The 15,202-nt window shown below is 38.3% G+C and carries 15 protein-coding genes; all 15 read right to left on the reverse strand.

Features of this window, described 5'->3' with window-relative positions; all coding sequences use genetic code 11:
• Positions 1-4 precede the first annotated feature (4 nt).
• On the reverse strand, positions 5-1,642 hold the full coding sequence (ade, locus tag ACZZZC_RS22750; RefSeq protein WP_463488183.1) for an adenine deaminase: 1,638 nt from the start codon (positions 1,640-1,642) through the stop codon (positions 5-7).
• Positions 1,643-1,715: 73 nt separating this feature from the next.
• A complete protein-coding gene (locus ACZZZC_RS22755) occupies positions 1,716-3,692 on the reverse strand; it encodes an alpha-ketoacid dehydrogenase subunit alpha/beta (protein ID WP_463488184.1) in 1,977 nt (658 codons plus the stop codon).
• Between the two features lie 20 nt (positions 3,693-3,712).
• On the reverse strand, positions 3,713-3,955 hold the full coding sequence (locus tag ACZZZC_RS22760; protein WP_463484152.1) for a DUF2442 domain-containing protein: 243 nt from the start codon (positions 3,953-3,955) through the stop codon (positions 3,713-3,715).
• Complete coding sequence (locus tag ACZZZC_RS22765; RefSeq protein ID WP_463484153.1) at positions 3,945-4,178, reverse strand: DUF4160 domain-containing protein; 234 nt, start codon at positions 4,176-4,178, stop codon at positions 3,945-3,947. Before ACZZZC_RS22765 ends, ACZZZC_RS22760 begins: the two co-directional genes overlap by 11 nt.
• 69 nt (positions 4,179-4,247) lie before the next feature.
• The gene (locus ACZZZC_RS22770) at positions 4,248-5,636 is read right to left on the reverse strand and encodes a LutB/LldF family L-lactate oxidation iron-sulfur protein (RefSeq protein ID WP_463484154.1); all 1,389 of its coding nucleotides are present in this window, start codon (positions 5,634-5,636) and stop codon (positions 4,248-4,250) included.
• A gap of 87 nt (positions 5,637-5,723) precedes the next feature.
• Positions 5,724-7,361 carry a M28 family peptidase gene (locus tag ACZZZC_RS22775; RefSeq protein ID WP_463484155.1) on the reverse strand — a complete coding sequence of 546 codons (1,638 nt, stop codon included), beginning with the start codon at positions 7,359-7,361 and terminating at the stop codon, positions 5,724-5,726.
• Between the two features lie 31 nt (positions 7,362-7,392).
• Entirely contained in the window at positions 7,393-7,830 is a 438-nt protein-coding gene (rpiB, locus tag ACZZZC_RS22780) for a ribose 5-phosphate isomerase B (protein ID WP_463484156.1), read from the reverse strand.
• 45 nt (positions 7,831-7,875) lie between these two features.
• Positions 7,876-8,757 (reverse strand): twin-arginine translocase subunit TatC, encoded by an 882-nt coding sequence (gene tatC, locus ACZZZC_RS22785; protein WP_463488185.1) that lies wholly within the window; start codon positions 8,755-8,757, stop codon positions 7,876-7,878.
• Positions 8,758-8,877: 120 nt separating this feature from the next.
• Positions 8,878-10,077 carry an LVIVD repeat-containing protein gene (locus tag ACZZZC_RS22790; RefSeq protein WP_463488186.1) on the reverse strand — a complete coding sequence of 400 codons (1,200 nt, stop codon included), beginning with the start codon at positions 10,075-10,077 and terminating at the stop codon, positions 8,878-8,880.
• Between the two features lie 169 nt (positions 10,078-10,246).
• Positions 10,247-11,593: an acetyl-CoA carboxylase biotin carboxylase subunit gene (gene accC, locus ACZZZC_RS22795; protein ID WP_056851059.1), complete on the reverse strand. Its 1,347-nt coding sequence runs from the start codon at positions 11,591-11,593 to the stop codon at positions 10,247-10,249.
• 42 nt (positions 11,594-11,635) lie between these two features.
• Positions 11,636-12,112, reverse strand: coding sequence for an acetyl-CoA carboxylase biotin carboxyl carrier protein (accB, locus tag ACZZZC_RS22800; RefSeq protein WP_265799439.1), 477 nt, complete (start codon positions 12,110-12,112; stop codon positions 11,636-11,638).
• 156 nt (positions 12,113-12,268) lie between these two features.
• Entirely contained in the window at positions 12,269-13,267 is a 999-nt protein-coding gene (locus ACZZZC_RS22805; protein ID WP_463488187.1) for a beta-ketoacyl-ACP synthase III, read from the reverse strand.
• Positions 13,268-13,285: 18 nt separating this feature from the next.
• On the reverse strand, positions 13,286-14,224 hold the full coding sequence (plsX, locus tag ACZZZC_RS22810) for a phosphate acyltransferase PlsX (protein WP_463488188.1): 939 nt from the start codon (positions 14,222-14,224) through the stop codon (positions 13,286-13,288).
• Positions 14,225-14,325: 101 nt separating this feature from the next.
• On the reverse strand, positions 14,326-14,517 hold the full coding sequence (rpmF, locus tag ACZZZC_RS22815; protein ID WP_010600130.1) for a 50S ribosomal protein L32: 192 nt from the start codon (positions 14,515-14,517) through the stop codon (positions 14,326-14,328).
• 15 nt (positions 14,518-14,532) lie between these two features.
• Positions 14,533-15,063, reverse strand: coding sequence for a YceD family protein (locus tag ACZZZC_RS22820; RefSeq protein WP_056851063.1), 531 nt, complete (start codon positions 15,061-15,063; stop codon positions 14,533-14,535).
• Between the last annotated feature and the right edge of the window lie 139 nt (positions 15,064-15,202).

Consider the following 15,202-nt stretch of genomic DNA (forward strand, 5'->3'; position numbering starts at 1 on the left):
TTGTTTAAACAAACTCGAACTTATCACCATCAAACAAACCTTTATCGCTTAATTTTAAACGTGGAATAACCAGCAAAGCCATAAAAGAAAGTGTCATAAATGGCGCAAGCAAGGTAGAGCCCAATTCTTTCGCGAATTTATCAATAGAGGTATAGCTTTCTGCAACTTTACGGCCATCTTGATTGCTCATTAAACCCGCTACTGGCAAAGCCAATACTTCTACCCTTCCGTTTCCGAGCGCAACTACCCCACCAGTTTTTTCAATAACATGGTTTACGGCTTCACAAATGCTTTTATCATCAACACCTACAGCAATAATGTTGTGACTATCGTGAGCAACGCTTGATGCAATCGCACCATTTTTGAGTCCAAAATTTTTGACGAATGATATTGCAACAGGTGCATCGTGATAGCGATTAACTACCACCATCTTCAAAACATCGTTTTCTAAATCACTAACAACACTACCATTCGACACTTTTGGTTCGACAGCAATCCGATTGGTAATTAATTGCCCATCCAGTGCTTCAATTACTGCAAGTTCTTCCTCTCCTTTGAAAGGATAAATGAAATCTTCCTCTTTTTTCGGGCTACACACAAAATGATTGACAGATTTTGCATCTCCAACATGTGTTACCCAATCGCCCACTGTTCTGCCGTTTTCGGCAAGCAAAGCGCCATTAATATAAGTTTGCTTCACCTTGAAGCTTGTCAAATTTTCAATAACGATAAAATCTGCCGCATCGCTAATTTGCAAAGCGCCAACATCGAGTTTATAATGAAGAATAGGATTGATACAAGCTGCCTGAAGTACTTTGAATACATCAACTCCTTTGGCAACCGCCCTGGCGCAAAGTTCGTTTATGTGACTGTCGACTAAGCTATCGGGATGTTTGTCATCGCTGCAAAACATGATCATTTCCGGCCAGTCATTCAGCAAATCAATCAGTGCATCGAAGTTTTTAGCTGCACTTCCCTCACGGATGAGGATTTTCATTCCGCGTTGCAATTTATCTAAAGCCTCCTCTGCAGTGAAACATTCATGATCGGTAGAAATCCCTGCATCGATATATTGCTGAACAGTATCGCCCCTTAAACCCGGTGCATGTCCATCAACAGGTTTACCCAACTCATGTGCAGCAGCAATCTTTTTTAAAACCTCATCATCTTTGTAAAGCACGCCAGGAAAATTCATCATTTCACTGAGGTATTTTATTTCTGGTCGCTCCAAAAGTGACCGAACATCTTCGTGGTTTAATTCTGCCCCAGCGGTTTCAAAAATAGTTGCCGGAACACAGCTCGGAGCACCGAAGTTAAACTTGAAAGGAACAGTTTTGCCGTTCTCAATCATAAACTCTACACCTTCCAAACCGCAAACATTCGCTATTTCGTGTGGATCGCTGATGGTAGATACCGTTCCATGAACGACAGCCAACCTTGCAAACTCGCTCGGAATTAGCATGCTACTTTCTATGTGGACATGGCTATCAACAAATCCCGGGAGGATAAAATGAGCATCACTTTTGGCCTCGGAAAGTTTGGTAATATTTCTTATTTTGCCTTCTTCGACTTCAACTTCTCCAAAGAAAATATTTCGCTTTCTGATATCAACAATGTTTCCCTCGACTTTAAAATTGCTCATAATTTTATATAATTAACCACCGATAAAAAGGATGAACGGATGAAAATATCTGTGTTAATCTGTGGTTCTAATTTTAATATTTCAATAATTTATCAACTGTTTCTGCTAATCTCGCCTTGGCTAAAAAATCGTCTTCCAATATTTTGCTCATGGGGATTGCCGTATCCAAACTGGCGCAACGCATCACTGGGGCATCTAAATACGAAAAGCAATGTTCGCCAATCCATGCAGAAATTTCTGCACCGAAGCCACTGGTGAGGGTATCTTCATGTAAGATTAAAACTCTTCCTGTCGATTTTACGGCTTCGCTAACCGTTTCTTTATCCCAGGGTTGAAGTGTTCTTAAATCAATTAGGGTGCCACCGCAATCCGGATTATTTTTAATAAAATCCAATCCCCAGTGAACGCCCAAGCCATAGGTAATTATAGTAAACTTAGTACCAGAAGTTAACTTCACCGCCTTGCCAATTTCGGTGGTGTAATAACCATCGGGAACTGCCACGGTTAAACTTCTATACAAGTACTTATGCTCGAAATAAAGCACTGGATTTGGATCTTCAATAGCAGCAAGAAGCAATCCTTTAGCATCTTCTGGAAACGCAGGATAAACTACCTTTAATCCTGGAGTTTTTGTAAACCAGGCCTCGTTGCTTTGTGAGTGGAATGGACCGGCACCTGTTCCTGCACCCGTTGGCATCCGAACCACAACATCGGCTTTTTCGCCCCAACGGTAATGTGTTTTGGCCAAATTGTTTACAATCTGGTTAAAACCAACCGTTACGAAATCTGCAAACTGCATTTCTACAACTGCCTTGTAACCGTTAATAGACAAACCCAAACCAGCGCCGACAATAGCGGATTCGCAAATTGGTGTATTGCGAACTCGGCCCTTGCCGTACTTGGCGGTAAACCCATCGGTTATTTTGAAAGCACCGCCATAATCAGCAATATCCTGCCCCATTAAAACGAGGTTTTGATATTTCTGCATGGCTAAATCTAATGCATCAGTTATAGCATCTAAATATCTTTTTTCTGTGGAAGATTGACTTGGCGCAACAGCAGTTTGTTCGTATGGAAAATACATATCAAGCTCTTCCTGTTCAGCATCCGCTTTAGGCTCCGGCTCATTAAAGGCTTCTTCTACTTCTAACTCTATACTTCTTTTAATTTGAATTTTAATGTCAATCGCCGCATCGGTGCTTAACACACCTTGTTCAATCAGGTACGATTCATAATTATTCAACGGATCTTTCTTTTTCCATTCATCGAATAATTCCTGAGGAACATATTTCGTGCCTGATGCCTCCTCATGTCCACGCATTCTAAACGTTAAACACTCCACCAAAACAGGACGAGGATCTTTTCTAAGCTCATTAGCCAATTGATTAATGGTATCATAAACCTCCAGAATATTGTTTCCATCTATCTGAACGCCTTCAATGCCATAGCCAATCGCTTTATCAACCAGATTTTTACACTTAAACTGTTCAGATTTTGGTGTGGATAAACCATAGCCATTATTTTCTATCAGGAAGATAACCGGCAAATTCCAAACTGCTGCAACATTAACGGCTTCATGAAAATCCCCCTCGCTTGTGGCACCTTCGCCAGTGTAAACCAAAGTTACCTTTTGTTTTTTGTCTAAAATATCTGCCAGGGCAATACCATCAGCTAAAGCCATCTGCGGCCCAAGATGGGAGATCATTCCAATGATTTTATAATCTTGTGTTCCAAAGTGAAAAGAGCGATCTCGGCCTTTGGTAAAGCCTGTTATTTTGCCTTGCCATTGCGCCATCAATTTTTTTAAGGGAATATCTCTTGAGGTGAAAACACCAAGATTGCGGTGCATGGGCAGAATATACTCATCTTGCTGCATGGCTAAGGTACTGCCAACAGCAATGGCTTCTTGCCCAATACCTGAGAACCATTTGCCAATTCTACCTTGGCGCAGAAGTTTAAGCATCTTTTCCTCAACCATTCGAGGATAAAGCAATCTTTTGTATAAATTCAATAAGAATTTGTCGTCTTTATCGCGGCGGTTGAAGTGCATATGAATTTTGAAAGACCTGGTTATTTTTTCTCTAAAATTGATTCATGAGGTGTAAAATTAAAAAAACCTTCAAAGCTCAAATCCTCATCAAGCTCCTCCCAATGTATTCCAAATGGCGAAAGTGTAAAATTTTCCAGTGAAGATTTTGATGCCTTTTGCAACCTTGGAAACCAACTTAGTGGATGACCTCTAACTTCATCAGTATTTGTTTTAATGAAAATGTTTCCATCATCAAACCAAACTTTAATTACATTAATGTCCATGATATTCATTCCATTTATTGATGATAATTTCTTTGTTCTCTTCGATTAAAGCAATCGCCAAACTAACATCTTTATTCTTAAGGCCTTTATTTGAAATCAATTTAACTTCTTCAACCTCGAATTTAGCTTCACCGTCAGCATTTTTGACATGAACATGAACAGGTAAATGCTCATTAGAATAGAAGAAAAATCTCAATCCAAAGACGATGAAAAGTGTTGGCATAATTTACACGACTTAACTGTGAATTTACGAATTTGATAGGAAGAAGCGGTAATGATATTCAACGTTTTATTACTCCTCCTTATTCTTCTTCAATTCCTCCCACTGTTTTGCAAAAGACTTATCGGCCACTTTAGGCATTTCACGGTATTTCCCCCAACTTTTTTTGAAGAATGATTTTAGCATGAAGTTCTTGAATTTTCCCCCGAAAAAATCCATCCACTTACGTTTTTGCATCATTCGGTTAAACATTCCCCAACCCATTTCTTCTACTTTGCCATTTTCATGTGTTGAAGCCGCGTCTCTACGGTTAAGAAGTAACATTTTGTGAATATCGATTTTCACAGGACAAACTTCAGAGCACTTTCCGCATAAACTAGAGGCGTAACTTAAGTGCTTAAACTCTTCCATGCCTTTTAAATGCGGAGTAATCACCGAGCCGATAGGACCGCTGTAAGTGGTGTTGTAAGTATGGCCGCCAATATTTTTATAAACCGGACATGCATTTAAACAGGCACCACAGCGAATGCAATACAAACCCTGACGCTGGTCTTTTTGAGCCAATAAATTTGTACGTCCATTATCCAAAAGGATCACATACATTTCTTCCGGACCATCCGTTTCGTTTGGTTGGCGTGGGCCACTTAAAATGGTATTGTAAACCGTTAAGTTTTGCCCAGTTCCATGTGAAGCTAACAATGGCCAAAACAAATCTAAATCAGCCATTGACGGAACTATTTTTTCGATCCCTACAATTGCAATATGAATTTTTGGAAATGTGGTGCTCAATCTGGCATTCCCTTCATTTTCCGTAATGGCAATGCTTCCTGTATCGGCAATCAGAAAATTACCGCCACTAATTCCAATATCAGCGTTTAAATATTTATCACGAAGCAATTCCCTCGCTTTTTGAACCAACTGAGGTGGCGTAGCATCTACTGGTGTACCAAATTTATCATGAAACAACTGTGCGATGTCAGTAGCACTTAAGTGCATGGCTGGAGTTACAATATGGTAAGGAGCTTGTCCCAATAACTGAACAATATACTCTCCCAAATCACTTTCTAACGACTCGATTCCGTTTTCAGCAAGAAAATCGTTGATGTGAATTTCTTCGGTGGTCATCGATTTTGATTTGATAACCGATTTACCGCCATTCCGTTTGATGATATTCAAGATTTCTTGCTGTGCCTCTGCTGCATCATTTGCCCAAATCACCTTGCCCCCCCGACGTTGGAAATTTGATTCGAACTCTGGCAGATATTTATCTAGATTTTCCATCACACGCCATTTGATAACATGTGCTTTTCTCTTTGATGCCTCCAGGTTTTCGAATTTAGATAAACCGCGTTCTACTGCAGTATTGTATTTACCAATATTAAAATTAATGGTTTTACGATGCGGTAGATCGAACGCTTTTTTATCAGATTTCTCTAAAAATTCATCGGCAGTTTTCATCATATTTCAAAGATAGGAATTTCTATTGCCACCAAAAGTATTGTGCATAAAAAAGCCCCGATTCACAAATCGGGGCTTAAATTTTATTTTTTATTTCTTTGGATTTCCTTTTCCGTCTCTATCAATAGCAGGACGCTTAGGGCGGTTGGCCAATTCCCAAGCGGTGAAATAGGTAAGTTTGGCTCTCTTCGTCAATAGCGGGAAGTTAATTTTGCTTACTTCATCACCAGGTCTGTGATAATCCTGTTCTAACATTCCATCATAATAGAAAATAATCGGAATCCCTAACTTCGCAAAGTTGTAGTGATCAGAACGGTAATAAATCCTGTCTGTATCGTTAGGATCATCATATTTATAATCCAATTTCATTTTGGTATAAGTGGCATTTACCTGCTCGCTTAGGGTTCCTAAATCACTACTCAACATATTTGAACCTACAGAATAAATATAGTTCGCTGAATCTGGTGTACCTAAATATTTCTCACCGATACGACCAATCATATCCGTATTCAAGTTTGCGATGGTATTTTCTACCGGGAATACAGGATGCTGAGAATACCAATCAGAACCCCACAAACCTTTCTCCTCACCAACAACAGTCATGAAAAGAATGCTACGTTTAGATCCTTTTCCGGCTTTTTTAGCGTCGGTAAAGGCTTTTGCCATTAAAAGAACACCGGTGGTACCAGAACCATCATCATCTGCACCGTTATTGATTTTATCTGGTCCTTCAACTTCTGGCGTAATACCAATGTGATCGTAGTGGCCTGTTAATACCAAAACTTCTTTCTTCAATTTCGGATCTGTTCCCTCAAGGAAACCTAACACATTTTCTCCGCGAACATCAGTACCTTTTTTCATTGCACTTGCAGAAATGGCTAAACTAATGGTCTGCGAGGCAGGTTTATTTGTTTCGTCCACTTTCGCCTGAAAAGCATCTATCGTGGTATTTGCAGCTTTTAAAATTTCGTTTCCGGTAGCGGTAGAAACGCTGATGACAGTAAATGGATTTTGCTTTTTCATCCGCTCCACCACTTCTTCGGTTCTCATTACCACTTGGCCAGCTTCTAAAGATGCTTTACGTTCTGCAGAAATATTGTCAACAGTTGGGTCGATTAATATAACTGCTTTGGCTTTATTTTGAGCCAGATAACCCAATTTCTTCTGCCTTGCCATCATTGCGGCACGTCTGTCTGCTTTATCAGTTGCTTTCATTGTCGGATCGCCAACTGCAAAAATGACAACTACTTTTCCTTCTACATTGATGCCGTCGTATTCGTTAAAACCGTCTTTAGAAATGCCATAGCCAGCAAAAATAATCTCATCAGCACTAAAAGTAAAGCCGTTTAAACCTACAGCATTACTGGTGATTAAGTAATCTTTGTATGCTTGTTTCGGTTGACCGTTTATAGTAAGCATACTTTCGCTAATCGCGTAAGTTGCCAGGTCAATTTTCTGGAAATAACCACCATCAACCGGTCCTTTTAATCCAATGGATTTAAAATAGTCGCGAATATAATCTGCAGCCATCCACGCACCTTTTTTACCTGTTTCACGACCTTCATATTCATCAGAAGCCAAAACAGAAAGGTGTTTAAATGCATTTTCAGGATTGATCGCTTTGCTAAACCTAATCGCATCTTTATTTGGCGCTAAAGGTTTAACTTGTGCGAAGCAGCCAACACTTAATATCGACGCCAAGCCTAGGGTTAAAAATCTTTTATTCATTATGGGTAATAGTTAGTTTAGTTTGATAGGGTTAACATGAAATTTTATCAACACGGGTTTGATGGCGACCGCCTTCAAATTCGGTATTTAAAAAAGTTGATGTAATTTCTTTTGCCAATTCTTCTGAAACAAATCTGGCCGGAATACACAATACATTAGCATTGTTATGTTTTCTTACTAATGATGCTACTTCATTCTCCCAGCATAAACCTGCTCGAATACCTGCATGTTTGTTGGCGGCTATGGCTACCCCATTTGCCGATCCACACAATAAAATGCCATAAAGGAACTCGCCACTTTCGACAGCAGCTGCTACCGGATGGGCAAAATCAGGATAATCGACAGAATCTAACGAATAGGTGCCAAAATCCTTTACATCATAATTGACAAGATAATCTTTTAACCATTCTTTATATTCAAAACCAGCGTGATCTCCACCAATCGCTATTTTTATTCTAGTTTCAGACATGTCCAAATTTATATAGAATTATAAAATCTATTCGTAATGTTTTTGTTAGTTAGCGAAGAATGCTGCTTCATCTTTTTTCTTTTTTCTTTCGATGAAAGCAGAAACGAAAATACTCAATTCATAAAGCAAAAATAGTGGTGTTGCTACAATCAACATTGTCATAATATCTGGTGTTGGCGTAACAATAGCTGCTATAATTAAAATAATTACCGCTGCATATCTTCTGCTCGACCTCATTAACTTTGGAGTCATCAATCCAAGCTTAGATAAAATAAAAATAATTACAGGAAGCTCGAAAATAATTCCGGTACCCAACGTTAAAGTAGCTACAGATGATAAGTATGAATCAACTGTAAATGTATTTTTAATCTCTTCACTTACCGTATATCCCGTTAAAAAGTTAACCGAAAGCGGGCAAACAATGAAATATCCAAATAGAATACCAATAACAAATAGCACTGATGCGAAAAACACAAAACCGCTGGCAGATTTACGCTCATTTTCATGCAAAGCAGGCTTAATAAATCGCCAGATCTCCCATAGCAAATAAGGAAATCCTACTACTATACCGCACATTACGCAAACGTTTAACTGAAGATTGAACTGTCCTGCCATCTCGGTATTGATAATTTCACCATTAATTTTGGTGATACACATATCTGCTCCGAGTGAAGGAAATTTCTCTACCAACTTGCACATCATGCGATACGTCCAGAAATCGGGTTTCTTCGGTCCAAAAATAATCTTATCCAGAATAAATTCGTTGAAATAGAAAGCGATACCAGTAAAAACGGCAATGGCAATTACAGCTCTGATTAAGTGTTTACGGAGAACATCAAGGTGATCGAAGAAAGACATTTCTGCCTCTAAGGTTGTACTCTTTTGTCCTATAGCTTTTGTAAGGGAAGTTTTTTTAGTGTCGCTCATGTTGAAAACAAAAATACCATTCTAATTGAATAGAATGGTATCTACGTGTTAAATATAGAAATAGTTTAGATAATTATGAGAAATGCATATAAAAATTGATTTTATATGTTTCTTACTTTATTATTTCACTTTAATTAAACTCATCTGTTTCAAATTAGAAGCATTGCTATAATTAAATTGGTAAACGCCATCTTCTCCTGTAACAATTAGCGATTTCGGACCTGCAATTACATCGAAACTTTTTACCGTTTGCAGATGCTGTAACATGTTACTTCCAATAGCTTTATAATCAGAAATATTGAAGCTTTTGATGCCGAAATTACCTTCGCATAAAAACAAATTATTCCCACTAATACTTAAGCCGTGTGGGTTCTGCATCTGGTAAAGCGCTACCTGCTTAGGTTTTGTTGGGTCTTCGATATCTACCACTTCCAGCTGATTAACGGTTTGTCTGCAAAACGTTCCCGTTCTTAAAGTAACATAGGCATACTTCCCTTGCACCACAACCGGGTCGCAGGCAAAAACATGACTGTAAGTAGATAGTTTTACCGGATTTGCAGCATCAACAGCATTAAAAATATGCATACCTGTATTGGTACCGATGAATAATTTATTATCGTAAGGAAAAATGGTTTCAACTCCCCAACCCAAGTTGATTGATTTAACATAAGATGGACTCGCAGCATTTTTTACATCAAATAAACCAAGCTCATACATGCCTACCGTATACAAGTAATCATTCATCAATGTAAACCTTGCCATGGAACCGCCCTGACCAGATGAGCCGCTTTGAGAAGATGAACTGGAGTATGCAGAAATGTCATTCACAACACCTGTGTACTTTTGTTTTTTAATTACTGTATCTTTTGTGTAGTATAGATATTTTTGAACACCAGTAGAATAAACCTGCTTGAAAACATCGTTTAGCCGTTTAACTTGCTTAATACTGTTCATATTCGAAATATCGAAGGCAAGCAAATCGATGAAACTATCTGCATAGAGAATGTTGTTACGAACAGCAAGATCGACGTTTCCAGGAATTTTTAAAAAAGCAACATTTACGGGTGAACTGGGATTTGCATTATTATAAATATGAATACCCTCATAAGGCTCATTAATTAAAAGGTAATCGTTGTAAATGTAGATTTTTCCAGTTTTTTTGGCTTCGATGGCTTTACTAACTCCTACTGGCAAGGCTCTCATTGCCTCAACAGAAATCATTTTTGTGATTTTGATTACTTCATATTCATCTTTTTTGCATTGTGTAAACAATACTCCAACAAAAAGAAGCAGAAATAGGTTAAGTAGATTTTTTTTCATGGTTTGAGGGTTTTAATTTAGAAACGAGCGTAATTACTTAAACGCTACAAGGTTAAGGATTTATTTTTGATAACACTTGAGATTGAACGTTAACATTCACTCAGATCGCCACAAAAAAAAGAAGCCAGGTTTTTTCAAACCTGGCTTCTTAAAATATTTAAATTTTCAGTTATTCAGAATCTATAAATTCAAATGTTTCCATAAATTTTGTAGTGAAGTTACCTGCTCTAAAGTTAGGGTCTTTCATCAATTGTAAATGGAAAGGAATGGTAGTTTTAACACCTTCAATCACAAATTCTCCTAAAGCACGTTCCATAGTACAAATGGCTTCTTCGCGGGTTTGTGCCACACAAATTAGCTTTGCAATCATCGAATCGTAGTTTGATGGAATAGAATAACCTGCATATACATGTGTATCTACACGAACCCCGTGACCACCTGGAGAGTGGAAATTCGTAATTTTTCCTGGTGAAGGACGGAAATTATTCGCTGGATCTTCAGCATTGATACGACATTCAATCGCATGCATATCAGGGAAATAATTTTTACCCGAAATCGGTATTCCGGCAGCTACTTTAATTTGCTCTTTAATTAAATCAAAATTGATTACTTCCTCAGTAACTGGATGTTCTACCTGAATACGCGTATTCATTTCCATAAAATAGAAATTGCGGTGTTTATCAACCAAAAATTCGATTGTACCAGCGCCTTCATAATTTACTGCTTGAGCACCTTTGATAGCGGCTTCTCCCATTCTTACACGAAGTTCTTCGGTCATAAATGGTGAAGGAGATTCTTCTACCAACTTTTGGTGACGGCGTTGAATCGAACAATCACGCTCGGATAAATGGCATGCTTTACCAAACTGATCTCCAATAATTTGAATTTCAATGTGACGTGGATCTTCGATGTATTTCTCTAAATATAAGCCGTCGTTACCGAAAGCAGCACCAGATTCCTGACGGGCGCTATCCCAGGCATTTTCAAAATCTTCATCTTTCCAAACTACACGCATCCCACGGCCACCACCACCAGCAGTTGCTTTAAGGATTACAGGGTAACCCATTTCATTGGCAATTGCAATACCTTCTTTTACGCTGGTAAGCAAACCTTCTGAACCTGGAATAGTAGGTACACCTGCAATTTTCATGGTTTCTTTAGCAGAGGCTTTATCGCCCATACCATTAATCTGCTCGGGAGTTGCACCAATAAATTTGATACCGTACTCGCGGCAAATATTAGAAAACTTAGCGTTTTCTGATAAGAAACCATAACCTGGATGTATGGCATCAGCATTAGTTAATTCTGCTGCTGAAATAATATTTGGAATATTTAAATAAGAATCTTTACTTGGAGGAGGACCAATACAAACAGCCTCATCAGCAAAACGTACGTGTAAACTTTCGCGATCGGCGGTAGAGTAGACAGCAACTGTTTTGATGCCCATTTCCTTACAGGTACGGATAATACGCAAAGCGATTTCTCCCCTGTTGGCAATCAGTATTTTTTTAAACATATATTATAAATTAGCTAATTGGCTAATTAGTTAATGATCTAATTAGATAGGTTCTACTAAAAACAACGGCTGATCGTATTCAACTGGTGATGCATTATCAACCAAAATTTTAACGATACGACCTGAAACTTCACTTTCAATTTCGTTAAATAGTTTCATTGCTTCAATAATACAAACTACTTTACCAGTGCTGATTTCATCGCCAACGTTTACAAACATCGGTTTATCCGGACTAGAAGAACGGTAGAATGTACCAATCATTGGAGATTTAATAGTAATATATTTTGATGTATCCTCTGCAGCTGGTACCGCAGGTGTAGCCGCAACCGGAGCTGTAGGAGCTGTAGCAACTGGCGCAGCAGCCTGCACAAGTGGTGCTTGTGGTACGGTAGCATGCACAACTGTTGGTGCCTGGTTTGTTTTAATCGTGATCTTGAAGTTTTCCTGCTCAATAGCAACTTCGTTTACTCCAGAACGAGAAACAAATTTTATCAGTTCCTGTATTTGTTTGATATCCATTTTTTAATCCTTGTTATGTAAAAAATAGTGTATAAATGAATTAACTAAGTTATACTTTTTTTTGTTTGTAATTATATAGAAAATAGGAAACGGAAATAGGGAATAGACCTGGCTAGAAAGTACATCATCTATTTTCTATCTACAATTTTCCATTCTCTAATTTGTATCGTAAGCCCATTTAAGGTAAATAGAACCCCAGGTAAAGCCTCCTCCAAAAGCAGCTAACACAATGTTATCTCCTTTTTTTAGTCTGCTTTCCCATTCCCATAAGCATAATGGAATAGTTCCGTTTGTGGTATTGCCGTAACGCTCAATGTTGATCATTACTTTATCAGTAGTTACGCCCATACGGTTAGCAGTAGCATCGATAATGCGTTTGTTAGCCTGGTGAGGCACTAACCATGCAACATCATCAGCGGTTAAGCTGTTACGTTCCATAATTTCTGCTGCGACATCGGCCATATTAGTTACCGCAAATTTAAATACTGTAGGGCCTTCCTGATGTGCGAAATGCTCTCTGGCATCAATGCTTTCATGAGTTGCTGGCTTAACAGAACCACCGGCTTTCATTCCTAAGAAATCTCTTCCCGAACCATCGGTTCTTAAAATAGAATCCTGAATACCAAAGCCCTCTTCATTTGGCTCTAATAAAGCACAACCACAGCCATCACCAAAGATGATACAGGTTGTACGGTCTTCATAATTGATAATAGACGACATTTTATCGCCACCAACAACTAAAACTTTTTTATGTCTTCCCGATTCAATGAAAGATGCACCGGTAGCTAAACCGAAAATAAAACCCGAGCAAGCAGCTTGTAAATCGTAACCCCATGCATTTGTCGCCCCAACTTTATCGGCTAAAACATTCGCCGTTGCAGGGAAAGTAAAATCAGGTGTAGTGGTGCAAAAGATAATCAATTCAATTTCTTTTGCACCAATACCTCTTTTTTTAAGTAACCCATTTACAGCATGCACAGCCATATCTGAAGTACCCAAACCTTCGCCTTTTAAAATTCTACGCTCTTTAATTCCCGTTCTGCTGGTAATCCATTCATCAGACGTATCAACAATGGTTTCTAACTCTGCATTCGTTAACACATAGTCGGGGACGTAACCATTTACTGCAGTAATAGCAGCATGAATTTTACTCATTTTAAAAATTTTAATAAATTATTTAAATGCCATTCTAATCTTTTCTACCAACCCAGTGGTAATCATTTCTCTGGATTGAAGAACCATATTTTTAACAGCCAGCGGACTAGAAATTCCATGTCCGATAACAACGGGAGCGTTAACGCCTAAAACCGGACTTCCACCGTATTGTTCGTAATTAAAACGATCGAAAAACTCATCTTTCAAACCTTTTTTAATGGTAATTACATAAAATGATTCTGCTAGTTTTAGCATCACGTTTCCTGTAAAACCATCGCAAACGATCACATCCGATTTATCATTGAATAAATCTCTACCTTCAACATTCCCAACAAAATTAAAAAGATTGGTATCCTTCATCAACGGAAAAGTAGCCATGCTTAACATGTTTCCTTTTTCATCTTCTTCACCAATATTCATTAAAGCTACCCGAGGGTTTTCTATCTGCAATAAATTTTCGGCATATAAGCTTCCCAAAACGCCAAACTGAAGTAAAATATCTGGCTTGCAATCAGCGTTTGCACCTACATCTAATAACAGACCGGTACCACCCTTAAGTTTTGGAAGAATAGAGCAAAGGCAAGGGCGAATAATGCCCGGAATAGTTTTAACGCTAAAAACAGCGCCGACCAGCATCGCACCAGAGTTACCAGCGCTGGCAAAAGAATCGATTTTACCTTCTTTTAAAAGGTTAAAGCCAACCGCAATGCTCGAATTTGGTTTCTGAACAATAGCTTTGGTAGGATGTTCGCCCATACCAATAACTTCATCAGTATGAACGTATTCAAAATGATCCGGATTAAAGCCCTCTTCTGCGAGAATGGGTTTAATCTTTTCGGTATCGCCGATAAGAACTAAATGTTCTCCGGCGTTTAGCGATTGATGAGCTGCTATTGCTCCCAAAACGATTGCTTTGGGAGCATAGTCTCCGCCCATTATGTCGAGGCCTATTTTCATAGAAAAAATCTGTTTGTGTTAGATTAGGTAAAATCCTAAAATTATCAGTCGACTAAGGTATGACTAAAGCCGCTGAAAACACAAACAATTTTTTAAGAAAATTACCCGATTTGAGTATTTTCGATAACCAATTTACCGTTATAGTATAAGTTACCATCAACGTTGTATGCACGGTGAGGTACGTGGATAGCACCTGTTGCTGCGCAAGTTGCTAAAGAAGGAGTTACTGCTTTATAGTGCGTTCTTCTTTTATTTTTTCTCTGTTTCGAGATTTTCCGTTTTGGATGTGCCATTGGTGTATAATCTAATTATTTTTTTAACTTATTAAGGGCTTCCCAACGTGGGTCGCTTGTTTGTTCGTTTTCTTCTGCTTGCTTATCAATAGAGAGCTGCTCTAACCGGTCAATCATTTCCTGGTCACACTCTTTATCTGCCTGCTCGCAGTTTTTGATATAAGGTACAGCTACGTTGATCATTTCGTACAAAGGTGCCGATATATCAATCTCGGTGTCTTTGCGGTTTAGCGTAATAATTTCCTCATCATCGCTTTCCAACTCATCCTCAGCAAATTTCACAATCTGTCTTTCGTACAAGTTTACCGGGTAGGCAAACTCCGATAAACATTTATCGCAATCTAAATTTACTGTTCCAATAACTTTAAATTTTAAAAGCAACATGGTCTCTTGTTTCTCAAGTTCCAGTTCTACTTTTAAATCTCCGCTTTTAATTAATGAATATTCAAACGCATTAAAAAAGCGGTCATCAAGCTCATAATCAAAGTGATGAACTCCCAATTTTAATCCGGTAAACGGTATAGAAAATTGTTTTAATGGCTTCAAAGTACTGTAAAATTTTAGCCTGCAAATGTAGGGATAAAATAGTTAGATAAAAAATGTTTTTTAAAAATTGTTGCTGTTCTGGAAGCGAGATTTAGAATATTAGCCTAAATCATATTTTTTGAAAATCAGTTTCGTTGCT

This window comes from Pedobacter sp. AC212 (assembly GCF_979258625.1).